Origin of the sequence: Qipengyuania citrea (assembly GCF_024171405.1) — a bacterium.
In the GTDB taxonomy this organism is placed as follows: domain Bacteria; phylum Pseudomonadota; class Alphaproteobacteria; order Sphingomonadales; family Sphingomonadaceae; genus Qipengyuania; species Qipengyuania profunda.
The window spans coordinates 2,864,923-2,886,391 of the sequence record NZ_JALJZT010000002.1; the positions used below are offsets into that span (position 1 = coordinate 2,864,923).

The window sequence follows — 21,469 nt, forward strand, 5'->3', positions numbered from 1 at the left end:
TCAATGGTCAGCCGTCGGCTGCTTGGCAAGGGGTGAGCTTGCGGACATCGGCGAGCCGCCCGGTAACGGCGGCGGCGGCAGCCATCGCGGGGCTGACCAGATGCGTGCGCGACCCCGGGCCCTGCCGGCCGACGAAATTACGGTTGCTGGTCGAGGCGCAGCGTTCGCCCGGCGGGACCTTGTCGGGGTTCATCGCCAGGCAGGCGGAACATCCCGGTTCGCGCCATTCGAATCCGGCATCGGTGAAGATCTTGTCGAGCCCTTCGGCCTCGGCCTGGCGCTTGACCAGCCCCGATCCCGGGACGGCGATCGCCCAGCGCACGTTGGGTGCCTTTGTGCGGCCTTCGAGCACCTTCGCCGCAGCGCGCAGATCCTCGATCCGGCTGTTGGTACAGCTGCCGATAAAGATGTTCTCGACTGCGATATCCTCGATCGGCGTACCCGGTTCGAGACCCATGTATTCGAGGCTCTTTCGCGCCGCCTCGCGTTTCGACGGATCGGCAAAACTGTCGGGCGAGGGGACGGTGCCGCCCACCGGCACGACGTCTTCGGGGCTGGTGCCCCAGCTGACCGTGGGTTCGATCGCGGCAGCGTCGATCACCAAGCTCTTGTCGAACTCGGCACCGTCATCGGTTGTCAGCGTGCGCCACCAGGCGACCGCACGGTCCCAGGCTTCGCCTTCCGGCGCGTAGGGGCGGCCGCGCAGGTAATCGAACACGGTGTCGTCGGGCGCGATCAGGCCCGCGCGCGCGCCGCCCTCGATGCTCATGTTGCACACCGTCAGGCGGCCCTCGACGCTCATTTCCTCGAACACCGCACCGCGATATTCGATCACATGACCGGTCCCGCCCGCGGTGCCGATGACGCCGATGATATGGAGGATCAGATCCTTGGGCGTGACGCCCGGTCCGAGCCGCCCCTCGACGCGAATTTCCATCGCTTTGGAACGGCGTAACTGGAGCGTCTGTGTCGCGAGTACATGCTCGACCTCGCTGGTACCGATCCCGAAGGCGAGCGCGCCGACGCCGCCATGCGCCGCGGTATGGCTGTCGCCGCATACGATGGTGGCGCCCGGCAGCGAGAAGCCCTGTTCGGGGCCGACCACATGGACGATCCCCTGTGCAGGCGCGATGGCATCGATATAGTCGATCCCGAAGGACGGGGCATTGCGTTCCAGCGCTGCCAGCTGCGCGGCGCTTTGCGCATCCTCGATCGGGATGCGCGATCCATCGGCGGCCACACGCGGCGATGTGGGCAGGTTGTGATCGGGGACCGCCAGCGTCAGGTCGGGGCGGCGCACCGTCCGGCCCGCCAGTCGCAGCGCCTCGAACGCCTGCGGGCTGGTGACCTCATGCACGAGGTGCCGGTCGATATAGATCAGGCAGGTGCCGTCCTCACGCCGTTCGACAACGTGCTGGTCCCAGATCTTCTCGTAGAGTGTGCGCGGTTTGCTGGCCATCGCGGCGGAATGTGCGGCAGGAATGGCGATGGCGCAAAATGGCAAAACAAGAGTCTTCCAAACTTAACCTTTTGCTGCTCTATTGACATCAATGTCAGCAAAGCCATTCACCTTTCCGATCAAGGTCCTGCCCGACGATATCGATTTCATGGGGCACGTGAACAACGCGCGCTACCTGAACTGGGTGCAGGATACCGTCCTCGCGCATTGGCAGAAACTTGCCCCGGCCGAAGAGGTGGCGAGCAAGGCGTGGGTCGCGCTCAAGCACGAGATCACCTATCGCCGCCCGGCCTTCCTCCACGATGATGTCATCGCCGAAACCGTGCTCGAAAAGATCGCTGGCGCGCGCAGCTTCTACAACACGGTGATTCGCCGCGGCGAAGACGTGCTCGCCGAAGTGCAGAGCATGTGGTGCTGCATCGACGCCAAGAGCCTGCGGCCGGCGCGGATCAGCCGCGAGGTTGCCGAGACTTTCTTCGGCCTGCCGCGCAAGCAGGAACCGCACACGGGCGAGTAAGCCGCGGCGCGGGCTTTGCCTGCCGCGGCGGAGCGCCTATATCGGTGCCATGAGTTTCCTCGTCCCCGCATTGATCGTTCTGGCGACCGTCGTCGCGATGGAATGGGTTGCCTGGGCGAGCCACAAATACATCATGCATGGCTTCGGCTGGGGGTGGCACCGCGACCACCACGAACCGCATGACAATCTGCTCGAAAAGAATGACCTCTACGCCATCGTCGGCGCGGCGATGAGCATTTCGATGTTCGCCGTCGGCAGCGAGTGGGTGATGGGCGAGGGCGCCTGGTGGCCGGGCACCTGGATCGGGCTGGGCATCCTGTTCTACGGCATCATCTACACGCTGGTGCACGATGGGCTGGTTCACCAGCGCTATTTCCGCTGGGTGCCCAAGCGCGGCTACGCCAAGCGGCTGGTTCAGGCGCACAAGCTGCATCATGCCACCATCGGCAAGGAGGGCGGGGTCAGCTTCGGCTTCGTCTTCGCGCGTGATCCGGCCAAGCTGAAAGCGGAACTCAGGCGCCAGCGCGAAGCAGGGATCGCCGTGGTTCGCGAAAGCGCCGGAGCCTGATCCGATAATCGACGCGTGCGACCTCACCGGCGACTGGGACGGCAGTTACAGCTATCCCGGCGGCGAGGCTGCCACACCTTTCCGCCTACGCATTGCCGAAAGCGGTGGCAGCTTCAGCGGGGAGCTGATCGAGCCACCGCCTACGCATTGCCGAAAGCGGTGGCAGCTTCAGCGGGGAGCTGATCGAGCCGGACCTGTTTCGTCCCATGCAGACCATCGGTGCCATGATATCGGGCCATCGCAGCGGACGCTCGGTCGATTTCACCAAGATTTATATCGACCCTCCACGCGGGTACGAAAACCCCGTTGATTACGTCGGACAGATGTCGCGGGACGGTATGACCGTCACCGGCATGTGGAGCCTCGCGGAAATGAACGGGACATTCGAAATGCAGCGCGAGGAACGCGCTACGGAAATGCAAGAGGCCGAGACCGCTGAAACGGTCCCGGCCTCCGGAATGCCATTCTAGCTGGCGAACGGTCTACTTGGCGTAATTTACATACAATCCATGGATCAGGCCGGGGATATAGCCCAGCAGCGTCAGCACCAGATTGAGCAGCGCGGTCTTGCCGAGCCCGTGCTTGGCGGCGACGCCGAGCGGGGGCAGCAGGATGGTCGCGATAAGAATGAGAATTGCCATGGGGAATGTCCTTTTGTCGTCCCTCCCGTCGTTCGGGTCATCAACGGGCCGGGACGCACGCGGTTCCGCCAGCCTATTCGTTGCGCGTGGCAATCCAGCTCCCGCAGATCACCAGCACCGCCACCGAAATCCAGTACCAGGGATGGCCCAGCGTAAACCAGGTGAACACCGCGCCGGTCGCCATCGCGCCGATCGCCATGGTCTTCGAGCGGCGGCTGATCGCGCGGCGCTCGCGCCAGTCCTTCACATGCGGGCCCCAATGCGGATGATCGAGGATCTTCTGTTCGAGTTCGGGGCTCGACCGGGCGAAGAAATAGACCGCCAGCAGGAGGAAGGGCACGGTCGGCATGATCGGCAGCGCCGCCCCCACGGCGCCAAGCCCGACAGCGAGGAAGCCGAGGCCCTTGTAGATCGGCCGCTTCAATTCAACCGGCCGCGATCCGCGCGGCATGTTCTTTCACCAGCGCAATCATGTTGGGCACGCCCTGCGTACGGTTGCTCGACAGCTGGTTCTTGAGATCGAACGGGCCAAGCGCCGCGGCGACGTCCATCTTGGCGACTTCATCCGCGGGCTTGTCCTGCACCGCAGCAATCACCAGCGCGACAATGCCCTTGGTGATCGCCGCATTGCTGTCGGCCAGGAAATGGAGCCGGTCCGCCTCGCCCGTGGGATAGACCCACACCTGCGCCGAACAGCCGCGCACCAGCGTGGCATCGGTCTTGAGCGCGGCGGGCATGGCTTCGAGCTCGCGGCCCAGTTCGATCAGCAGGCGATAGCGTTCGTCGCCTTCGAGGAAGGTATATTCTTCGGCAATGTCGGAAAGTGTGCGCATGGCGCGCCCTTAGCGGGCCGGTCGGCAGGCGTCCATCGGCCTCAGCCGGTCAGCCCTCCGGGTCGGGTGAATGCGAAATAGGCAACATAGAACCAGCCGAAAAACCCGTGGATCACCGCCCAGACGATCGACTTGTGCAGGCTCCAGCTGATCGCCACCGCGATGGCCGTGCCGAGGCCGATTCCGGCGCGCGCGGCGTCGGTCCGCACGACCGTCACAGATCCACCCCGCTGGCGATGGCCTCGAGCTTCTTGATCCGCTCCTTGAGGTCGGCCAGCTCGATCCGCGCCGCGCCGATCGACGATCCCGTCTCGCGCTCTTCGGTGCCGGTGTAGTGCCGTTCAAGCTCCTGGCGCTTGAGAGCCAGCCACCCGTACCAACCCCGCAGCAGGGCTGCCGCGACGATGGTCAGGCCGACCAGCGAAGCGCCGGCGATTATCATTGTCGGTTCGAACATTACCTCATGTCCTCCTTGAACCTTGCCGTCCTCAATCCGCCCGCTGGTCGCGCAGGGCTTCGATTTCGGCGGCAATCCTCTTGGTTTCGCTTGCGTCGAGCGAATTGCCGTCGGTGGCGATCCGCTCGAGCACCTTGATCCTCTCGCGCAGTTCCTCGACCTCGCGCTTCTCCGCAGCGGAAATCCGCTCTTCGGGCTCGGCCTGCCGCGCCTTTTCGGCGCGGCCGATCGCCTTGTAGCGGTCCCGCAAAACCCCGGCGATCGCACTGATGGCGACGATTACGACAACGGCGGTCCAGAAACTCATTGTGCCGTCTCGCGCGGGGCGACGCGGTCTTCCAGTTCATGGAGGTCGCGCAGTTCCTCGATCTGTGTCGCCAGCGTATGGTTGCCGTCGGTGGCGATCCGCTCGAGCACGCGGACGCGCTCTTCCATCTTGCTGTAATCGCCGTTCGAGAACCGCAGCTGTTCGGCCTTGGCTTCCTCCGCCCGCGCTTCCAGCTCCAGCTTGCGTTCCTCGTGCTCCTGCACGCGCTGGTTGATGAAATAGGCGAAGGGTAGAACCAGCATCACAACGGCCAGGATGAACCCGAAGATCAGGGCGAGATCGCCGTCCATCAGTTGGCCTCCGTGCCGTCGCGCAGGCGGTCGATTTCATGCGTCAGGTGATAGCCGCTGTCGGTCACGATACGTTCGACATTGCCAAGCCGGTCTTTGACCGAACCGAGTTCGGCGCGCAGTTCGGCGTTTTCCTGTGTCAGCAGCTTGACCCGTTCGACCGCCTGGTCGTTCTTGGGATAGACCGCTTTGCCCCAGCTGTTTTCAAGCGGGTAGCCGTTCTTGACGCGGATCCAGGTATTGGCGATCCAGGCCAGCGAAATGGCGATCGTGCCGCCGATCACGGTGGTTTCGGTGATGAATTCCATTATGCCTTCTCCCCACGCTTGATGTTCAGCGGCACGCCGGCATCGCTTGCAGGCTTGTCGCGCAGCGCCTCGATTTCGTCATGCAGCGAATAGCCGCGGTCGGTGACGATCTTTTCGAGCACCACCATGCGATCCTGCATGGTGTCGAGCTTGTCGTGCAGCTGGCGGTTCTCCGCCTTGAGCGCCTTGGTTTCTGCAGTGTCGCTGCGTTCGGTCTTGCCGCCCCATTCATCCTCGAGCGAATAACCGTGCTTGGCGCGGATCCAGTTGTTCAGCAGCCAGCCGCCGGTGCTCAGCGCGATGATCGCGAGCACGAATTCAGGTCCTCCCCAGTTCATAGCGCCTGTTCTCCCTGTTTGATGCCCAGCGGCACGCCGCTGCCATGTTCCTCAACGTTGCGCTGGTCGCGCAGTGCTTCGATCTGTGTGGCCACGTCGTAGCCCTTGTCGGTGACGATACGTTCGAGCACGCGGACGCGGTCTTCGAGATCATGCACCTGGCTGGCGTATTGGGCCGCCTTTTCCGCAGTTGCCTGCGCGGTGGTCTGGACGTTCATTTCAGCCAGCTTCTGCTGATGCTTGGTCCAGATCGCGACGATCGGGATCATCAGCGCGATGATCGGGATGAATACTCCGATGTTTTCCATGTGATTTCTCCCCCTCTCGCTCGCTCAGCGCAGCTGTTCGATTTCGGCGGTCAGGCGCGGATTGTTGCTGACATAGAAGGTCTCCACATCGGCCAGGCGGCGATCGACGTCCTTCATTCGCGCGCGAATTTCGCGGGCGGTGCGCTTGGGGTTCTGCCGCACGCGCTGCCAATAGGTCTGCTCTTCGCGATCGACATAGAGGTGCGCAGGCTTCTTGTTCAGCAGCAGGCCGGCGATGAAGTAGAACGGGATGGTCGAGCCGCCGGACATGAAGGTCAGGCCGAGAAAACCGAGCCGGACCCAGAAGACATTGACGCCGGTGTAATCCGCGATGCCCGAGCAGACACCCATCAGTTTCGCGTTCTGCTTGTCACGGTAAAGCGTGGTGCGGGGGCTGTTCACAGCTTGGCTCCTTTTTTCTCGGCAATCAGCTGCTCGAGTTCGCGCAGCTGCTGGTTGTCCTGCTCGCTGTCGTGAACGATGCGGCCGGGACGGAATTCGGGGTTGTCGCTGGCGACCAGGCGTTCGACCGTGTCCATCCGGTCATCGAGCCGCTTGGCGAGGTTGTAGAGTTCCTCGAGCAGCGCTTCGTCGTCGCCGGTGATCGTCGCGGAAGTCTTCCACTTGGTGATGTAGTGGAGGATGATCCACGGAAGCCCGATGAAGATCGCGGGAATGATGATAATCTCTTCCATGGGTCTCAGTCCTCCTTGCCGGCGCTGCCCTTGCCGAGCGCCTTCTTCATCTGTTCGAGTTCGTCGTCGATCGCATCGGCGCCTTCGAGCGCGGCGATCTCGTCCGACAGGCTGGGCTTGTCGGAATTGTCGGCAATGCTCAGCGCATCGGCGCGGCCTTCGGCATAATCGACCCGGCGTTCGAGCTGGTCGAACCGCGTCAGCGCATCGTCGACGCGTTCGTTGGTCATCAGGCTGCGCAGCTTGACGCGGTTTTCCGCGCTTTCGAGCCGGGCGGCAATCGCCGTCTGGCGGCTGCGCGCTTCGCGCAGGCGGTTCTGCAGCTTCTGGATGTCCTGCTCATAGGCGCGCAAGGCATCGTCGAGCACGGCGATTTCCTGCTTGAGCTGTTCGCTCATGTCGGCCGCCTTCTTCTTCTCGACGAGCGCGGCGCGGGCAAGGTCCTCGCGGTCCTTCGAGATGGCGAGCTGCGCCTTCTCGTTCCAGTCGGCCTGCAGCTTGTCGAGCTTGACCGTGTGGCGGTGCATTTCCTTCTGGTCGGCAATGGTGCGCGCGGCGCTCGCGCGGACCTCGACCAGCGTTTCCTCCATCTCGAGGATGATCATGCGGATCATCTTCTGGGGGTCGTCCGCCTTGTCCAGCATATCGTTGAAATTGGCGGCGATGATATCGCGAGTTCGGCTAAAAATGCCCATCAATGGTGCTCCACTGGAGAAAAAGTCCGATGCCTTGGGCCGTCCGCTGTCGCGGGTGGGAGTCGGCGACCGGCGGAGCCGTTCTACCTCTTCCTCGATACGCGACAAGCGCGGCTGGCGATCGGGGCGGGCCGGAGAGTCGCCGGCATTGCTGCCGCGGGGACTGTCGGGGGACCGACTCTCCGGCCCTAGGGGATCATGATCGGGAGGCAGGGTCATGCGATCTCGACCTGTTCGTAAGCGGCCAGCACCGGCGTGGGCGCCGTCACCGCGATCTGCGAGCTCAGCAGGACGAAAGTGGCCATCGCTGCCATGCTGGCGAGGGCGGCCTGTCCAAGCTGGCTGCGGAAGAAACTGCGGTTGTACATTTGGGTAACTCCCCTGGGCCGGTTGGCCGATTGCTGTTGTCCAGTATTCAGCAAGCGCTGTGCCAAACCGGAAAAACGGGAGAAATACGTCGTTTTTGAGCGTAGTGCCAAATGATGTGTTGGTTTCTGTTGCCAAGCTTTGGGGATTTTCCCTATATCTTGGTCATGGAGCGGGAAAATCAGTTTATCGGCCAGTCGGGGGCCTTCCTCGACGCGGTCGAACGGGCCAGTCGCGCGGCGCCGATGCGGCGCCCGGTACTGGTCATCGGCGAGCGCGGAACCGGCAAGGAATTGATCGCCGAGCGCCTTCATCGCCTTTCCACCCGCTGGGACGAACCGCTGGTCGTCATGAACTGTGCCGCGCTGCCCGAAACGCTGATCGAGGCCGAATTGTTCGGTCATGAAGCAGGCGCTTTCACCGGCGCTACCAGAGTGCGCGCGGGCAGGTTCGAGGAAGCCGACAAGGGCACGCTATTTCTCGACGAACTGGGTACTTTGTCGATGGGCGCGCAGGAACGGCTGCTGCGCGCGGTCGAATATGGCGAGGTCACGCGGATCGGCTCCAGTCGCCCGACACGCGTCGATGTGCGCATCGTCGCCGCGACCAATGAAGATCTGCCGGCCAAGGCGGAACGCGGCGAATTTCGCGCCGATCTGCTCGACCGGCTGACCTTCGAGGTCATCACGCTGCCGCCGCTGCGCGTACGCGAGGGCGATATCGAAGTGCTGGCAGACTATTTCGGCCGCCGGATGGCCGCCGAACTGGGCTGGGAAGGCTGGCCGGGCTTTGCCCCGCATGTTGCCGAGCAGCTCGAGAAATACGACTGGCCGGGCAATGTCCGCGAATTGCGCAATGTCGTCGAGCGTGCGATCTATCGCTGGGACGATTGGGACGCGCCGATCGGCCATGCGGTGTTCGACCCCTTCGACAGTCCGTGGAAGCCGGTGGCCCCGCCGCCGCGCGCGGACCAGGCGGCTGCGCCCCCGGCCGCGCCCGCCTCTTCGGCGCCCGATTTCGACAGCATCGACGACCTGCGCGCGGCAGTCGATGCCCACGAACGCGCCATTGTCGAGCATGCGCTGGGCAAGCATCGCTGGAACCAGCGCCAGACCGCCAAGGCGCTGGGCCTGACCTATGACCAGCTGCGGCATTGCATCAAGAAGCACGCGCTCGCCGACGATAGCTGAACCGGCGCGGTCTCTTTGCGGTCATTATGAGGAGCTAAAGGATCTGGCTAATTGTGCGGATTATGTGGGAGGCGATAGTGGGGGGGGCGGTGCGGTGCACTAGCGCGCCTGTTGTCACAGGCGGAGTAAGTACGGCTTCTCATGGCGGGCGGGGAAACTATTGCTGGGGGTTTTCGATGATGGATAGCAATCTTCTTATCAAAAGCGTGATTAAGTTCATGGCAATTTTTGGGAGTTTGTTTGTGGTGACTATGGCGTCATTCATGAATGGTGGAGTCCTCATCGCGTGGACTTCACTTCTGCTCGTGATTATTGCAATTTCAGCCGCGGGAATTGTCAGTAGCGCCAAGAGAATTAACATTTTGCCTGCACTAACTCCGCTTTTTTTAGCTTTTTTCCTGATTTATGAGTCTGTGTTCGGCCGGGATCCGGGCTTCCCTCTTGATATCATCATTTTAGCGATCTTTATCGTGTGCCTGTCGACGTATTTGATTCTGGTGCAAAGAGGTATGGAATTTCGCTGAGATCGCCGCTTCCGCACAGTTCGCGCCCGATCAAAAGCATATCGACGCCCTCCGCTCAGCAGTGGGTGCGCATGAGCGCGCGATCGTCGAATTCGCGCTCGGCAAGCACCGCTGGAACCAGCGCCAGACCGCCAAGGCGCTGGGTCTGACCTATGACCAGCTGCGGCATTGCATCAAGAAGCACGCGCTCGCCGACGATAGCTGAACCGGCGCGTCTTCGCGCTTGCTTTTCAACCGACTCCCGCTTATCTGGCTGCTCATCCCGACATTGTCGCGACACTGGAGGGGCTGGCGCCGCAAGGGGCCGGCACGAAACCCCATTGTCGCATGGGGCGCATAAGTGGAGAACGAATGGCCGATTTGGAACGCTTGACCGAAGTGATCGAACCCGAGGCACAGGCCCTTGGTTTCGAGCTCGTGCGCGTCAAGATGGTGTCCTCGGAAGCCGGTGACGGCGGCGAGGCGCTGCAGATCATGGCCGAAGATCCCGCCACCGGACAGTTGGTGATCGAACAATGCGCCGCGTTGTCGCGCCGGGTATCCGAGCGCATGGACGCGCTCGAGGAACAGGGCGAAGTGCTGGTGACCGGCGCCTATCACCTCGAAGTGTCCAGCCCCGGCATCGACCGCCCGCTGACCCGCGCGAAGGATTTCGCCAGTTGGGCCGGGCATGAAGTGAAGATTTCCATGGCCAAGGGCTATGACGGCCAGCGCAATCTGCGCGGCGAATTGAAAGGTATCGAAGGCGACACGGTTGCCGTCGAAGACCGCAAGGCGGGCGAGGTGTTCCTTCCCCGTGACCAGATACATTCGGCCAAACTCGTCCTGACCGACGAATTGATTGCCGCCACCCAGCCGCTCGACACGAGCGGTGCCGATGACATCGAAGAAGAAAAGGCAGACGACTGATGGCCAGTGCCATTTCCGCCAACAAGGCTGAACTCCTCGCGATTGCAACCTCGGTCGCCTCCGAAAAGATGATCGACAAGGCGATCGTCATCGAGGCGATGGAAGAAGCGATCCAGAAATCTGCCCGCAACCGTTATGGTGCGGAAAACGACATCCGCGCCAAGCTCGATCCGCTGACCGGCGATCTGCGCCTGTGGCGCGTTGTCGAGGTCGTCGAGGAAGTCGAGGACTACTTCAAGCAGATCGATCTCAAGGCCGCCGAAAAGCTGCAGGACGACGCCAAGGTCGGCGACTTCATCGTCGACCCGCTGCCTCCGGTCGACCTGGGACGTATCGACGCGCAGAGCGCCAAGCAGGTGATCTTCCAGAAGGTCCGCGATGCCGAGCGCGAACGCCAGTTCGAAGAATTCAAGGACCGCGCGGGCGAAGTCATCACCGGCGTGATCAAATCGGTCGAGTTCGGCCATGTGATCGTCAACCTCGGCCGCGCCGAGGGCGTGATCCGCCGCGACCAGCAGATTCCGCGCGAAGCCGCGCGTGTCGGCGAACGCGTCCGCGCGCTGATCACCAAGGTGGAACGCAACAACCGCGGCCCGCAGATCTTCCTCAGCCGCGCGCATCCCGACTTCATGAAGAAGCTGTTCGCGCAGGAAGTGCCCGAAATCTACGATGGCATCATCGAGATCAAGGCCGCCGCCCGCGACCCGGGCAGCCGTGCCAAGATCGGCGTGATCAGCCACGACAGCAGCATCGACCCGGTCGGTGCCTGCGTCGGCATGAAGGGCAGCCGCGTCCAGGCAGTCGTACAGGAACTGCAGGGCGAAAAGATCGACATCATTCCCTGGAGCGATGACGGCGCGACCTTCATCGTCAACGCGCTTCAGCCCGCCACCGTCGCCCGCGTCGTGCTCGACGAGGAAGAGGGCCGCATCGAAGTGGTCGTTCCCGACGACCAGCTGTCGCTCGCCATTGGTCGCCGCGGCCAGAACGTGCGTCTCGCCAGCCAGCTGACGGGCAACCAGATCGACATCATGACCGAGGAAGAAGCCTCGGAGAAGCGCCAGAAGGAATTCGCCGAGCGCTCGAAGATGTTCGAGGAAGAACTCGACGTCGACGAAACGCTGTCGCAGCTGCTGGTTGCGGAAGGCTTCGCCGAACTCGAGGAAGTCGCCTATGTCGAGCTCGAAGAGCTGGCCGCGATCGAAGGCTTCGACGACGACCTCGCCGAAGAACTCCAGAACCGCGCCAAGGAAGCGATCGACCGCCAGGAAGCCGCGCACCGCGAGGCGCGCCGCGAACTGGGCGTAGAGGACGATCTGGCCGAGCTGCCGCATATCAGCGAAGCCATGCTGGTCACGTTGGGCAAGGCGGGCATCAAGACGCTCGACGACCTGGCCGACCTCGCGACCGACGAACTCATCGCGCGCAAGCGCGAAGCACCGCGTCGCCGCAACAATGCTCCTGCCGATGGCCCGCCGATGCGGCGCCCTTCGGTGCGCGAGCAGGACAAGGGCGGCGTGCTGGGCGATTATGGCCTGAGCGAAGAGCAGGGCAACGAGATCATCATGGCGGCCCGCGCGCATTGGTTCGAAGACGAGGAAGCTCCGGCACCCGCCGAGACGTCCGACACGCAGGAGGCCGCCGATGCGGACTCCACCCAATGAGAGCCTGAGTTCCGACATCGCTGACACGCCGCAGGCCCGGAAAGCTTCCGAGCCCGAAAGGCGCTGCATCCTGTCGGGTGAGACGGCCCCGCGCGAAACGCTCGTGCGGCTGGTTGCCTCGCCCGCAGGGCTGGTCCTGCCCGATGCGCACGAAAAGGCCCCCGGGCGCGGTGCCTGGATCGGGGTGTCGCGTGACGAGTTTGCCGCTGCGCTTGCCGGTGGCAAGCTCAAGGGCGCCTTGTCGCGTGCGTTCAAGACCGGCGATCTCGAAGTGTCCGGGAATTTGCCTGAAATGGTCGAAAATGCGCTGACCCGCGTATTGCTCGACCGGCTGGGGCTCGAAATGCGCGTGGGAAGTCTTATCTTGGGCACCCAGCGCATCGCCGAACAGGCACGCGGCGGGGCGGTAGCCCTATTGCTGCATGCCCGCGATGCCAGCGAGGACGGGCGCAAGAAGCTCGATCAGGCATGGCGCGTCGGGCGCGATGCGGAAGGTTCGGGCGAGCGCGGTCTCGAACTGCCTCTGGACCGGAACGCTTTGTCTGTGGCATTGGGCCGCGACAATGTCGTCCATCTGGCGCTGGCCGATGAAGCTGCGGCTGCAAGGGTGATGAAACCCCTGACGCGCCTCATGCACTATTTGGGGCATGATCTGCCCGCCGCAGATGGGCGCGCCACGCCGCGCGCCGATGACGAATTGAACGAGATAAAGAAGAGAAACGAGCAAGAATGAGCGACGACGAAAAGAAACCAGCCCGCAAGCCGCTGACCCTGAAGGGTGCGCAGCCGGGCGAGGTCAAGCAGACCTTCAGCCACGGCCGCACCAACAAGGTCGCGGTCGAGGTGAAGCGCCGCCGTAAGCTCGTGAAGCCGGGTGAGACTCCGCCGCCCGCAGAGCCCGCGCCCGCGCCGCCGCCGCCCGCACCCGAGCCGACCCCGGCTCCGGCTCCGGTTGCCGAAAAGGCTGCGCCGAAGAAGAAGGCCGCGCCCGCTGACGAGACTCCGCAGGAGCGCGTCGCGCGGCTCCAGCGCGAGGCCGAGGAAGATCGCCTGCGGCAGGCCGAGGATGCGCGCAAGCGCGAGGAACAGCAGGCCCGCCAGGCTGCCGAAGACCAGAAGAAGCGCGCCGAAGACAAGCGCAAAGCCGAGGAAGAGGCTGCCCAGCAAGCGGCCACTGCGGACAAGACCGCTGCCGAAGCACCGGCGGAAGCGGCCGTAGAAGCGCCCGCCGAGGAAGCACCCGCCGCCAAGGATGCGGGCAGCACGCCGTCGCCTGCGCCGCGCCGGTTCACCCCGGTTGCGCGCCCCGAGCCCAAGAAGCCCGAGCGCAAGAAGAAGGAAGAAAAGCCTGCGCGCGGTGCCGAGCCGGTCGACAAGCGTCGTTCGGGCAAGCTGACCGTCAACAAGGCCCTCAACGAGGACGAAGGTCGCCGCGCCCGTTCGCTCGCCGCGCTCAAGCGTGCGCGCGAGAAGGAGCGCCGGATGCAGGGCGGCCCGTCGAAGCCGCGCGAAAAGCAGGTCCGCGATGTCATCGTCCCCGAGGCGATCACGGTTGGCGAACTGGCCAAGCGCATGGGCGAAAAGGGTGCCGACCTCGTCAAGGAACTCTTCAATCTCGACATGATGGTCACCGTCAACCAGACGATCGACCAGGACACTGCGGAATTGCTGGTCGACCAGTTCGGCCACAATATCGAGAAGGTTTCCGAAGCCGATGTCGACATCGCCAAGGAAGCCGATGTCGATCCGCCCGAAACGCTCAAGCCGCGTCCGGCGGTGGTCACCATCATGGGCCATGTCGACCACGGCAAGACCAGCCTGCTCGACGCCCTGCGCGGCGCGAATGTGGTCAAGGGCGAAGCCGGCGGCATCACGCAGCATATCGGCAGCTACCAGGTGCAGACGAAGGGCGGCGATGCTATCACCTTCCTCGATACGCCGGGTCACGCCGCCTTTACCGAGATGCGCCAGCGCGGTGCCAATGTCACCGATATCGTGGTGCTGGTGGTGGCCGCCGATGACGGCATCATGCCGCAGACGATCGAAGCCATCAATCACACCAAGGCCGCGGGCGTCCCGATGATCGTCGCGATCAACAAGATGGACAAGCCCGAAGCCAATCCGGACAACATCCGCACGCGCTTGCTCGAACACGAAGTGATCGTCGAGAAGATGTCGGGCGATGTGCAGGACGTGGAAATCTCCGCCAAGGAGAAAACCGGTCTCGACAAGCTGCTCGACGCGATCAGCCTGCAGGCCGAACTGCTCGAGCTGAAGGCCAATCCCGACCGCATGGCCGAGGCCACGGTCATCGAAGCGCAGCTCGACAAGGGCCGCGGGCCGGTGGCCACCGTGCTCGTCACGCGCGGTACGCTGGAGCGCGGCAACACCTTCGTGGTCGGGACGCAAAGCGGCCGCGTCCGCGCGATCGTCAACGACCAGGGCAAGCAGATCAAGAAGGCCGGCCCCTCGATGCCGGTCGAGGTCCTCGGCCTGGGCGGCGTGCCGTCTGCCGGTGACGTGCTGAGTGTGGTCGAAAACGAACAGCGCGCGCGCGAAGTGGCCGAATACCGCCAGGAAAAGGCGACCGAGAAGCGCACTGCGCTGGCCCCGACCAGCTTCGATACGATGTTCAACAACCTCGCTTCGGATGTGGTCGAATTCCCCGTGCTGGTGAAAGCCGACGTGCAGGGGTCGGTGGAAGCCATCACCACCGCGCTGCACAATCTGTCGAACGATCTCATCAAGGTCCGCGTGCTGCACGCCGGCGTGGGTGCGATCACCGAAAGCGATGTCCAGCTGGCGGCCGCCTCGAAGGCGCCGATCATCGGCTTCAACGTGCGTCCGAACGCCAAGGCGCGCGAACTGGTCAAGCGCGATGGCGTCGAGATGAAGTATTACGACGTGATCTATCACCTGACCGACGAAATCGCGAAGGAAATGGCGGGCGAGCTGGGTCCGGAACGGATCGAACATGTCGTTGGCCGTGCCGCGGTCAAGGACGTGTTCCGGTCGGGCAAGAAGGACAAGGCGGCTGGTCTGCTGGTCGAGGAAGGCGTCATCCGCAAGGGGCTGCATGCACGCCTCACGCGCGACGACGTCATCGTCTCGGCGACGACCATCGCTTCGCTGCGGCGCTTCAAGGACGATGTGGACGAAGTCCGCACCGGGCTCGAATGCGGCGTGGTGCTGGCCGACACGAACGACATCAAGGCGGGCGACCAGCTTGAAGTCTTCGAGGTCGAGGAGCGCGAACGGACGCTGTGACGAACCAATCGGAGGAAGGCGAACCCGAGGATTTCAAGGCATTCGACAAATTGAGCGGATGCGGCTTTGATGGTCTCGTGGGATGCCTGCCTCTGATTGCCGCAGTCATTCTCGCGCCTATCCTGCTTTTGACGAGCCGATGATATGAGTGATCGCACCACCCACGCGCTCGGCGCGGCGCATGCCGATCTGATGGGCGTGCAGTTCGACAGCTTCGACACGGAGCGCGAGGAAATCACCCTGCGCTTCCACGCCCCCGATGCCTTCATTACCCCGCGCGGCAGCGTGCAGGGCGGGCTCGTCGCAGGGTTCCTCGACGAGGTGATGGGATGGGCGCATGTCTGGGCCACCGACCACGCCGAAGCGCCGCTCAATCTCGACATTTCGATGAGCCTGCTCAAGCCGGTCATGGCGGGGCCGTTGATCGGCAAGGGCCGCGTTATCCGCCGCGGGCGCAAGGTCATCTTCCTCGAAGGCGAACTGTTCGACGAGGCGGGCAAGCTGCTCGCCCGCGCAACCAGCACCGCCATCCCCACACCGCGCCCGGGCGGGGCCGCCTGATGGCCTATCCTGCCGCGCTCCAGCGACTTACCGAAAGACTTGCCTGATGGCCCGCAGCGACACCACTCCCGAACAGCAATCGGTCCGCGTCCTCAAGGTGGGCGAACGCGTCCGCCATATCCTGTCCGAACTGCTCGCGCGCGGCGAGGCGCATGATGACGTGCTTTCCGCCAGCAACATCGCCGTCACCGAAGTGCGGATGACGCCCGACCTGCGCAATGCGAAAGCCTATGTGAAGCCGCTGCTGGGCGAGGACGAGGGGCAGGTGCTCAAGGCGCTGCGGACCAATACCGCCTTCTTCCAGAAGGAAGTGGCCCAGCGGCTTGGCCTGAAATTCGCGCCTAAGCTCAACTTCCAGCCCGACGAGAGCTTCGACGAAGCCGACCGCATCGAACAATTGCTGAGCGATCCCAAGGTGGTGCGCGACCTCGACGACGAGGACTGAGTGGCCAAGCTCTATTTCTATTATGCGAGCATGAATGCGGGGAAGAGTTCGACCCTGCTCCAGACCGCGTTCAATTATGGCGAACGCGGTATGCGCGTATCGCTATGGACCGCCGCGCTCGACAATCGGCCGGGGTTCGGCGCCATTTCCAGCCGCATCGGGCTGGCCAGCGATGCGCATCGCTACGAAACCGACACCGATATCGAAACGCGGGTGTTGGCCGACCATGCCGCCGACCCGATCGCCTGCGTGCTGGTCGACGAGGCGCAATTCCTCACCCGCGACCAGGTCTGGCAATTGGCGCGGCTGGCCGACGATGCGGGCATCCCGGTGCTCTGCTATGGCCTGCGCACCGATTTCCAAGGCGAATTGTTCACCGGCTCCGCCTCGCTGCTCGGCATTGCCGATGCGCTGGTCGAACTGAAAGCGGTCTGCGATTGCGGCCGCAAGGCGACGATGAACCTGCGCGTCGATGCGCAGAGCAAGGCGGTGCGCGAAGGCGCGCAGACCGAAATTGGCGGGAACGACCGCTATGTCGCCATGTGCCGGCGGCATTTTTGCGAAGCGCTGGCGGGTTGACCCGGCGCACCCTATCTAGCCGGCCATGACCGAAACCCTTCTCCTCGCGGTGATCCTGATCCCGTGCCTGATCGTCGCCATCGTGTTCCACGAGGTGGCGCATGGCTGGGCCGCGCTCGCGCTGGGCGATCCCACCGCCAAGGAACAGCGCCGCCTCTCGCTCAACCCGATCCGCCACATCGACCCCATCGGCACGCTGCTGGTCCCCGGCGCGCTGGCGCTATTCGGCGGACCGATCTTCGGCTGGGCGAAACCCGTCCCGGTACGCGGCGACCGCCTGCGCGATCCGCGTTTCGGCATGGTCGCTGTGGCTGCCGCAGGGCCGGGGACCAATCTGCTGCTCGCGCTGGTCGGGGCCGTGCTGTTCGGCGCTGTTTCCGGCGCGATCATTGCGGCGGGTGCGGTGCCGCCCGATTGGCTGCTGTCTGCAGGCGGCATGTTCATCCTGATCAACGTCTTTTTGGCGCTGTTCAACCTGCTGCCGATCCCGCCCTTCGATGGGTCGCATATCGTCGGCGGATTGCTGCCGCGCAAATGGGCGGTGAACTGGCAGAAACTGCAATCGCTTGGCATGCTGTTCTTCATCGTGCTGATCGCGGCGACCTGGGCCTTTCCCGACAGCGGGCTGATCGAGAACACCGTGCTGCCACCGGTATTGTGGATGCAGGAACGCTATTTTGAACTGGCCGAGTGGGTCGCGCGCGGGATCGCGGGATGAGCGATCTCAAGCCCGCACCGCATGGCTGGCTGATCCTCGACAAGCCGCGCGGGCTGGGTTCGACACAGGCGGTCGGCATGGTCAAGCGCGTGCTGCGCCAGGGCGGCTATGCCAAGACCAAGGTCGGGCATGGCGGTACACTCGACCCGCTGGCCGAGGGCGTGCTCCCGATCGCACTGGGCGAAGCGACCAAGCTGGCGGGGCGCATGCTCGACGCCGATAAGATCTACGCCTTCACCATCCAGTTCGGCGAGGAAACCGCCACGCTCGACACCGAGGGCGAGGTGACCGAGCGTAGCGATCGCCGGCCGCCGATGGCAGCGATTGCGGGCGTGCTCGACCATTTCACCGGCTCCATTGAACAGGTGCCGCCCGCCTATTCGGCGCTCAAAATCGATGGCAAGCGCGCCTACGACCGTGCCCGCGCGGGCGAAACGGTCGAAATGAAGACGCGCGCTGTGACGGTTCACGACCTTTATCTCGCGGGTGGGCGTGAGGATGCGGAGGTGCGGTCCGCTTTCGCTACCACTGCCGGGCGGCCCGACCCTTACGATCCGCAGGCGCCGCTCGAACTGGCGGACAGCGTCACGCTGGTCGCGCGCGTCTCCAAGGGGACATACATCCGGTCGCTGGCACGGGACATCGCACGCGCGCTTGGCACGCTGGGTCACGTCACCTACCTACGGCGCATCAAGGCCGGGCCGTTCCTCGAAGAGCAGGCGATTTCGCTGGACAAGCTGGAGGAAATCGCTAAGGGCGCGGCCATTGAAAACCTTCTCTTGCCGCTTGAGGCAGGACTGGACGACATCCCGGTCCTCACCCTCGATCCCGACAGCGCGCAGGCGGTCCGCCAGGGCCGGGTATTGTCGGAACTGCCCCATACCGACGGGCTCCACCTCGCCACCGCGCACAATGTGCCGGTAGCCTTGATGGAACTCAGCGGCGGTACGGCCAAGGTCGTGCGGGGTTTCAACCTGCCGGATGTCGCGGAGTAGAATGAATGTCGGTTACTGCCGAAAAGAAACAAGAGATCATCAAGGACAATGCCGTCGCCGAAGGCGATACCGGTTCGCCGGAAGTCCAGGTCGCGATCCTCACCGAGCGCATCCGCAACCTGACCGAGCATTTCAAGTCCAATCACAAGGACAACCACTCGCGCCGTGGTCTGCTGATGATGGTCAACAAGCGCCGTAACCTGCTCGCCTATCTCAAGAAGACAGACGTCGAGCGGTACAATGCGCTGATCCAGAAGCTGGGTCTTCGCAAGTAAGAGTTTCTCAAAGGGGTGGCTCAGGCCGCCCCTTTGTTTATCCGGCCTGCGCGCAATACGGCGCGAGGGCGGAAAATGGAGGCGCGAAAAGCCTCGCACCGGACCGGGACGGAATACCCGGCACAGTAGGCCCCGCACCGCAATAAGGCCGTGCGGGTTCATAAGGAAAATACATGTTCGACACGAAAACCGTATCGCTGGAGTGGGGCGGAAAGACCCTCACCCTCGAAACCGGCCGCATCGCCCGTCAGGCTGACGGCGCCGTTCTGGCCACCTATGGCGAAACCGTGGTGCTGTGCGCCGTGACCGCCGCCAAGAGTGTACGCGAAGGGCAGGACTTCTTCCCGCTGACCGTCCACTACCAGGAAAAATTCTCCGCTGCGGGCCGGATCCCCGGCGGCTTCTTCAAGCGCGAAGGTCGCGCGACGGAGAAGGAAACGCTCACCTCGCGCCTCATCGACCGCCCCGTGCGGCCGCTGTTCCCCGAAGGTTTCTACAACGAAATCAACGTAATCTGCCAGGTCCTGTCGTATGACGGCGAGACCGAGCCCGATATCGTCGCGATGATCGCCGCTTCGGCTGCGCTGACCATCAGCGGCGTGCCCTTCATGGGCCCGATCGGTGCTGCACGCGTCGGTTACCGTAATGGCGAATACGAACTCAACCCGAGCCTCGGTGCAGCGCTGGACGAAGACGGTCGCCTCGACCTCGTCGTTGCCGCCACGCAGGACGCGGTGATGATGGTCGAATCCGAAGCCAAGGAGCTGACCGAAGAGGAAATGCTCGGCGCGGTGCTGTTCGCGCATGAGGAAAGCCGCAAGGTCATCGGCGCGATCGTCGACCTGGCTGAACAGGCTGCCAAGGATCCGTGGGAAATCGACGCTTCGGACGATACCTCGGCGATCAAGGAACAGCTGCGCGGCATCGTCGGCGACGACATCGCCGCTGCTTACAAGCTGACCGACAAGTCGGCGCGTTCGAATGCGCTCAACGAAGCGCGGGCGAAGGCCAAGGAAGCATTCGCCAGCGAAGAAGCGCAGACGCAGATGGTCGCCAACAAGGCGGTCAAGAAGCTCGAAGCCGAAATCGTTCGCGGGGCCATCCTCAAGGACGGTCAGCGCATCGACGGCCGCAAGCTCGACCAGGTCCGCCCGATCGAGGCGATGGTCGGCCTGCTGCCCCGCACGCACGGTTCGGCGCTGTTCACCCGCGGTGAAACGCAGGCGATCTGCACCACCACGCTGGGCACCAAGGATGCCGAGCAGATGATCGACGGTCTCGAAGGCCTGTCGTACAATCACTTCATGCTGCACTATAACTTCCCGCCCTATTCGGTCGGCGAAGTGGGTCGCTTCGGCTTCACCAGCCGCCGCGAAACCGGCCACGGCAAGCTCGCATGGCGCGCGCTGCACCCGGTGCTGCCCGCGCATGAAGACTTCCCCTATACCATCCGCCTCCTGTCGGACATCACCGAGTCCAACGGCTCGTCCTCGATGGCGACCGTTTGCGGTGGCTGTCTGTCGATGATGGATGCGGGCGTTCCGATCGAACGTCCGGTGTCGGGCATCGCGATGGGCCTGATCCTCGAAGGCGACGACTTCGCCGTCCTGTCGGACATCCTGGGTGACGAAGATCACCTGGGCGACATGGACTTCAAGGTCGCCGGTTCGGAAAGCGGCATCACCTCGCTGCAGATGGACATCAAGGTCGCCGGCATCACGCAGGAAATCATGAAGACTGCGCTCGAGCAGGCCAAGGCCGGCCGCGCGCACATCCTCGGTGAAATGAACAAGGCGCTGACCGGCGCCCGCACCGAGGTTTCCAAGCACGCCCCCCGTATCGAGACCATGCAGATCGACAAGTCGAAGATCCGCGACGTCATCGGTACCGGCGGCAAGGTGATCCGCGAGATCGTTGCCGAAACCGGCGCCAAGGTCGACATCGACGACGAGGGCGTGATCAAGATCAGCTCCTCCAACGCCGACGAGATCGAAGCTGCACGCAAGTGGATCGAAGGCATCGTCGAAGAGGCGGAAGTCGGCAAGGTCTACAACGGCAAGGTCGTCAACATCGTCGACTTCGGTGCTTTCGTGAACTTCATGGGTGGCAAGGACGGTCTCGTTCATGTCAGCGAAATGAAAAACGAGCGCGTCGAAAAGCCGACGGACGTCGTGTCCGAAGGCCAGGAAGTAAAGGTCAAGGTCCTCGAGATCGACCAGCGCGGCAAGGTTCGCCTGTCGATGCGCGTTGTCGACCAGGAAACCGGCGAAGAGCTGGAAGACACCCGTCCCGCGCGCGAACCGCGCGGTGACCGTGGCCCGCGTGGCGGCGGTGGTGGCCGTGGCGGCGACCGCCGCGGTGGCCGGGGTGGCCCGCGCCGCGACCGCGATGGCGGCGGCGACAAGGACGGGGGCGGTGAAGCCCACGTGCCCGACTTCCTGAAGGACTGATCCTTCGCTAACGATTAGGGAAGGGGTCGCGGGTTCGCCTGCGGCCCCTTTGCTTTGGAGATTTGCCATGCTTCCGCGCGAAACCATCG

At 63.7% G+C, this 21,469-nt stretch carries 31 protein-coding genes and 1 pseudogene; 17 read left to right on the forward strand and 15 right to left on the reverse strand.

Annotated features, from left to right (window positions below; translation table 11 throughout):
* Positions 1-7: 7 nt before the first annotated feature.
* Positions 8-1,459 carry a 3-isopropylmalate dehydratase large subunit gene (gene leuC, locus J2S32_RS14850; protein ID WP_253522744.1) on the reverse strand — a complete coding sequence of 484 codons (1,452 nt, stop codon included), beginning with the start codon at positions 1,457-1,459 and terminating at the stop codon, positions 8-10.
* Between the two features lie 91 nt (positions 1,460-1,550).
* Here leuC and J2S32_RS14855 point away from each other — a divergent pair, with 91 nt between their 5' ends.
* The 3 genes from J2S32_RS14855 (at position 1,551) to J2S32_RS14865 (ending at position 3,014) form a co-directional block, all read left to right on the forward strand.
* A complete protein-coding gene (locus J2S32_RS14855; protein ID WP_253522747.1) occupies positions 1,551-1,976 on the forward strand; it encodes an acyl-CoA thioesterase in 426 nt (141 codons plus the stop codon).
* A 49-nt stretch (positions 1,977-2,025) separates the two neighbouring features.
* A complete protein-coding gene (locus J2S32_RS14860) occupies positions 2,026-2,544 on the forward strand; it encodes a sterol desaturase family protein (protein ID WP_253522750.1) in 519 nt (172 codons plus the stop codon).
* Positions 2,545-2,750: 206 nt separating this feature from the next.
* The gene (locus J2S32_RS14865) at positions 2,751-3,014 is read left to right on the forward strand and encodes a hypothetical protein (protein ID WP_253522752.1); all 264 of its coding nucleotides are present in this window, start codon (positions 2,751-2,753) and stop codon (positions 3,012-3,014) included.
* Positions 3,015-3,026: 12 nt separating this feature from the next.
* Here the strand turns inward: J2S32_RS14865 and J2S32_RS14870 are convergent, their stop codons facing one another.
* From J2S32_RS14870 to J2S32_RS14935, 14 genes are all read right to left on the reverse strand, one after another.
* Positions 3,027-3,185 (reverse strand): YqaE/Pmp3 family membrane protein, encoded by a 159-nt coding sequence (locus J2S32_RS14870; protein ID WP_253522755.1) that lies wholly within the window; start codon positions 3,183-3,185, stop codon positions 3,027-3,029.
* A 73-nt stretch (positions 3,186-3,258) separates the two neighbouring features.
* Positions 3,259-3,636 carry a YbaN family protein gene (locus J2S32_RS14875; protein WP_253522759.1) on the reverse strand — a complete coding sequence of 126 codons (378 nt, stop codon included), beginning with the start codon at positions 3,634-3,636 and terminating at the stop codon, positions 3,259-3,261.
* On the reverse strand, positions 3,611-4,018 hold the full coding sequence (locus J2S32_RS14880; RefSeq protein WP_253522763.1) for a SufE family protein: 408 nt from the start codon (positions 4,016-4,018) through the stop codon (positions 3,611-3,613). The genes J2S32_RS14875 and J2S32_RS14880 overlap by 26 nt, the downstream gene beginning before the upstream one ends.
* Positions 4,019-4,059: 41 nt before the next feature.
* Complete coding sequence (locus J2S32_RS14885; RefSeq protein WP_253523132.1) at positions 4,060-4,227, reverse strand: hypothetical protein; 168 nt, start codon at positions 4,225-4,227, stop codon at positions 4,060-4,062.
* Between the two features lie 5 nt (positions 4,228-4,232).
* Complete coding sequence (locus tag J2S32_RS14890) at positions 4,233-4,475, reverse strand: hypothetical protein (protein WP_253522767.1); 243 nt, start codon at positions 4,473-4,475, stop codon at positions 4,233-4,235.
* A 31-nt stretch (positions 4,476-4,506) separates the two neighbouring features.
* Positions 4,507-4,782, reverse strand: coding sequence for a hypothetical protein (locus J2S32_RS14895; RefSeq protein ID WP_253522770.1), 276 nt, complete (start codon positions 4,780-4,782; stop codon positions 4,507-4,509).
* On the reverse strand, positions 4,779-5,093 hold the full coding sequence (locus tag J2S32_RS14900) for a hypothetical protein (RefSeq protein WP_253522772.1): 315 nt from the start codon (positions 5,091-5,093) through the stop codon (positions 4,779-4,781). Before J2S32_RS14900 ends, J2S32_RS14895 begins: the two co-directional genes overlap by 4 nt.
* A complete protein-coding gene (locus J2S32_RS14905; protein WP_253522775.1) occupies positions 5,093-5,401 on the reverse strand; it encodes a hypothetical protein in 309 nt (102 codons plus the stop codon). The genes J2S32_RS14900 and J2S32_RS14905 overlap by 1 nt, the downstream gene beginning before the upstream one ends.
* Positions 5,401-5,739: a hypothetical protein gene (locus tag J2S32_RS14910; protein ID WP_253522778.1), complete on the reverse strand. Its 339-nt coding sequence runs from the start codon at positions 5,737-5,739 to the stop codon at positions 5,401-5,403. Before J2S32_RS14910 ends, J2S32_RS14905 begins: the two co-directional genes overlap by 1 nt.
* Entirely contained in the window at positions 5,736-6,047 is a 312-nt protein-coding gene (locus tag J2S32_RS14915) for a hypothetical protein (RefSeq protein WP_253522781.1), read from the reverse strand. Before J2S32_RS14915 ends, J2S32_RS14910 begins: the two co-directional genes overlap by 4 nt.
* A gap of 24 nt (positions 6,048-6,071) precedes the next feature.
* Positions 6,072-6,449, reverse strand: a complete 378-nt coding sequence (gene pspC, locus J2S32_RS14920) for an envelope stress response membrane protein PspC (protein WP_253522784.1) — start codon at positions 6,447-6,449, stop codon at positions 6,072-6,074.
* Positions 6,446-6,742, reverse strand: a complete 297-nt coding sequence (gene pspB / locus J2S32_RS14925) for an envelope stress response membrane protein PspB (protein WP_253522787.1) — start codon at positions 6,740-6,742, stop codon at positions 6,446-6,448. The genes pspC and pspB overlap by 4 nt, the downstream gene beginning before the upstream one ends.
* A gap of 5 nt (positions 6,743-6,747) precedes the next feature.
* The gene (gene pspA, locus J2S32_RS14930) at positions 6,748-7,545 is read right to left on the reverse strand and encodes a phage shock protein PspA (protein WP_420493529.1); all 798 of its coding nucleotides are present in this window, start codon (positions 7,543-7,545) and stop codon (positions 6,748-6,750) included.
* 107 nt (positions 7,546-7,652) lie between these two features.
* Complete coding sequence (locus J2S32_RS14935; protein ID WP_253522793.1) at positions 7,653-7,805, reverse strand: hypothetical protein; 153 nt, start codon at positions 7,803-7,805, stop codon at positions 7,653-7,655.
* Between the two features lie 165 nt (positions 7,806-7,970).
* Here J2S32_RS14935 and pspF point away from each other — a divergent pair, with 165 nt between their 5' ends.
* From pspF to pnp, 14 genes and pseudogenes are all read left to right on the forward strand, one after another.
* The gene (pspF, locus tag J2S32_RS14940) at positions 7,971-8,993 is read left to right on the forward strand and encodes a phage shock protein operon transcriptional activator (protein ID WP_253522796.1); all 1,023 of its coding nucleotides are present in this window, start codon (positions 7,971-7,973) and stop codon (positions 8,991-8,993) included.
* Positions 8,994-9,199: 206 nt separating this feature from the next.
* Positions 9,200-9,517 carry a hypothetical protein gene (locus J2S32_RS14945; RefSeq protein ID WP_253522800.1) on the forward strand — a complete coding sequence of 106 codons (318 nt, stop codon included), beginning with the start codon at positions 9,200-9,202 and terminating at the stop codon, positions 9,515-9,517.
* Between the two features lie 40 nt (positions 9,518-9,557).
* A pseudogene (locus J2S32_RS14950) lies at positions 9,558-9,722 on the forward strand (helix-turn-helix domain-containing protein); the annotation flags it as partial.
* Positions 9,723-9,868: 146 nt separating this feature from the next.
* Positions 9,869-10,426: a ribosome maturation protein RimP gene (gene rimP, locus J2S32_RS14955; RefSeq protein ID WP_253522804.1), complete on the forward strand. Its 558-nt coding sequence runs from the start codon at positions 9,869-9,871 to the stop codon at positions 10,424-10,426.
* Positions 10,426-12,090, forward strand: coding sequence for a transcription termination factor NusA (gene nusA, locus J2S32_RS14960; protein WP_253522807.1), 1,665 nt, complete (start codon positions 10,426-10,428; stop codon positions 12,088-12,090). The genes rimP and nusA overlap by 1 nt, the downstream gene beginning before the upstream one ends.
* A complete protein-coding gene (locus tag J2S32_RS14965) occupies positions 12,071-12,823 on the forward strand; it encodes a DUF448 domain-containing protein (RefSeq protein ID WP_253522810.1) in 753 nt (250 codons plus the stop codon). The genes nusA and J2S32_RS14965 overlap by 20 nt, the downstream gene beginning before the upstream one ends.
* Positions 12,820-15,357, forward strand: a complete 2,538-nt coding sequence (gene infB, locus J2S32_RS14970) for a translation initiation factor IF-2 (protein ID WP_253522813.1) — start codon at positions 12,820-12,822, stop codon at positions 15,355-15,357. The genes J2S32_RS14965 and infB overlap by 4 nt, the downstream gene beginning before the upstream one ends.
* A gap of 144 nt (positions 15,358-15,501) precedes the next feature.
* Positions 15,502-15,918: a PaaI family thioesterase gene (locus tag J2S32_RS14975; RefSeq protein WP_253522816.1), complete on the forward strand. Its 417-nt coding sequence runs from the start codon at positions 15,502-15,504 to the stop codon at positions 15,916-15,918.
* A gap of 46 nt (positions 15,919-15,964) precedes the next feature.
* On the forward strand, positions 15,965-16,363 hold the full coding sequence (gene rbfA / locus J2S32_RS14980; protein WP_253522819.1) for a 30S ribosome-binding factor RbfA: 399 nt from the start codon (positions 15,965-15,967) through the stop codon (positions 16,361-16,363).
* Positions 16,364-16,942: a thymidine kinase gene (locus tag J2S32_RS14985; RefSeq protein WP_253522822.1), complete on the forward strand. Its 579-nt coding sequence runs from the start codon at positions 16,364-16,366 to the stop codon at positions 16,940-16,942.
* A gap of 25 nt (positions 16,943-16,967) precedes the next feature.
* On the forward strand, positions 16,968-17,660 hold the full coding sequence (locus tag J2S32_RS14990) for a site-2 protease family protein (protein ID WP_253522826.1): 693 nt from the start codon (positions 16,968-16,970) through the stop codon (positions 17,658-17,660).
* Entirely contained in the window at positions 17,657-18,655 is a 999-nt protein-coding gene (truB, locus tag J2S32_RS14995) for a tRNA pseudouridine(55) synthase TruB (protein WP_253522829.1), read from the forward strand. Before J2S32_RS14990 ends, truB begins: the two co-directional genes overlap by 4 nt.
* Before the next feature lie 5 nt (positions 18,656-18,660).
* On the forward strand, positions 18,661-18,930 hold the full coding sequence (gene rpsO / locus J2S32_RS15000) for a 30S ribosomal protein S15 (protein ID WP_253522832.1): 270 nt from the start codon (positions 18,661-18,663) through the stop codon (positions 18,928-18,930).
* A 173-nt stretch (positions 18,931-19,103) separates the two neighbouring features.
* Positions 19,104-21,380 (forward strand): polyribonucleotide nucleotidyltransferase, encoded by a 2,277-nt coding sequence (gene pnp, locus J2S32_RS15005; protein ID WP_253522835.1) that lies wholly within the window; start codon positions 19,104-19,106, stop codon positions 21,378-21,380.
* The last annotated feature ends 89 nt before the right edge of the window (positions 21,381-21,469 follow it).

Coding starts and splice junctions, on each gene's coding strand:
- leuC (WP_253522744.1), bottom strand. CDS start 1,459: ATGGCCAGCAAACCGCGCACACTCTACGAGAAGATCTGGGACCAGCAC.
- J2S32_RS14855 (WP_253522747.1), top strand. CDS start 1,551: ATGTCAGCAAAGCCATTCACCTTTCCGATCAAGGTCCTGCCCGACGAT.
- J2S32_RS14860 (WP_253522750.1), top strand. CDS start 2,026: ATGAGTTTCCTCGTCCCCGCATTGATCGTTCTGGCGACCGTCGTCGCG.
- J2S32_RS14865 (WP_253522752.1), top strand. CDS start 2,751: ATGCAGACCATCGGTGCCATGATATCGGGCCATCGCAGCGGACGCTCG.
- J2S32_RS14870 (WP_253522755.1), bottom strand. CDS start 3,185: ATGGCAATTCTCATTCTTATCGCGACCATCCTGCTGCCCCCGCTCGGC.
- J2S32_RS14875 (WP_253522759.1), bottom strand. CDS start 3,636: ATGCCGCGCGGATCGCGGCCGGTTGAATTGAAGCGGCCGATCTACAAG.
- J2S32_RS14880 (WP_253522763.1), bottom strand. CDS start 4,018: ATGCGCACACTTTCCGACATTGCCGAAGAATATACCTTCCTCGAAGGC.
- J2S32_RS14890 (WP_253522767.1), bottom strand. CDS start 4,475: ATGTTCGAACCGACAATGATAATCGCCGGCGCTTCGCTGGTCGGCCTG.
- J2S32_RS14895 (WP_253522770.1), bottom strand. CDS start 4,782: ATGAGTTTCTGGACCGCCGTTGTCGTAATCGTCGCCATCAGTGCGATC.
- J2S32_RS14900 (WP_253522772.1), bottom strand. CDS start 5,093: ATGGACGGCGATCTCGCCCTGATCTTCGGGTTCATCCTGGCCGTTGTG.
- J2S32_RS14905 (WP_253522775.1), bottom strand. CDS start 5,401: ATGGAATTCATCACCGAAACCACCGTGATCGGCGGCACGATCGCCATT.
- J2S32_RS14910 (WP_253522778.1), bottom strand. CDS start 5,739: ATGAACTGGGGAGGACCTGAATTCGTGCTCGCGATCATCGCGCTGAGC.
- J2S32_RS14915 (WP_253522781.1), bottom strand. CDS start 6,047: ATGGAAAACATCGGAGTATTCATCCCGATCATCGCGCTGATGATCCCG.
- pspB (WP_253522787.1), bottom strand. CDS start 6,742: ATGGAAGAGATTATCATCATTCCCGCGATCTTCATCGGGCTTCCGTGG.
- J2S32_RS14935 (WP_253522793.1), bottom strand. CDS start 7,805: ATGTACAACCGCAGTTTCTTCCGCAGCCAGCTTGGACAGGCCGCCCTC.
- pspF (WP_253522796.1), top strand. CDS start 7,971: ATGGAGCGGGAAAATCAGTTTATCGGCCAGTCGGGGGCCTTCCTCGAC.
- rimP (WP_253522804.1), top strand. CDS start 9,869: ATGGCCGATTTGGAACGCTTGACCGAAGTGATCGAACCCGAGGCACAG.
- nusA (WP_253522807.1), top strand. CDS start 10,426: ATGGCCAGTGCCATTTCCGCCAACAAGGCTGAACTCCTCGCGATTGCA.
- J2S32_RS14965 (WP_253522810.1), top strand. CDS start 12,071: ATGCGGACTCCACCCAATGAGAGCCTGAGTTCCGACATCGCTGACACG.
- infB (WP_253522813.1), top strand. CDS start 12,820: ATGAGCGACGACGAAAAGAAACCAGCCCGCAAGCCGCTGACCCTGAAG.
- J2S32_RS14975 (WP_253522816.1), top strand. CDS start 15,502: ATGAGTGATCGCACCACCCACGCGCTCGGCGCGGCGCATGCCGATCTG.
- rbfA (WP_253522819.1), top strand. CDS start 15,965: ATGGCCCGCAGCGACACCACTCCCGAACAGCAATCGGTCCGCGTCCTC.
- J2S32_RS14990 (WP_253522826.1), top strand. CDS start 16,968: ATGACCGAAACCCTTCTCCTCGCGGTGATCCTGATCCCGTGCCTGATC.
- truB (WP_253522829.1), top strand. CDS start 17,657: ATGAGCGATCTCAAGCCCGCACCGCATGGCTGGCTGATCCTCGACAAG.
- rpsO (WP_253522832.1), top strand. CDS start 18,661: ATGTCGGTTACTGCCGAAAAGAAACAAGAGATCATCAAGGACAATGCC.
- pnp (WP_253522835.1), top strand. CDS start 19,104: ATGTTCGACACGAAAACCGTATCGCTGGAGTGGGGCGGAAAGACCCTC.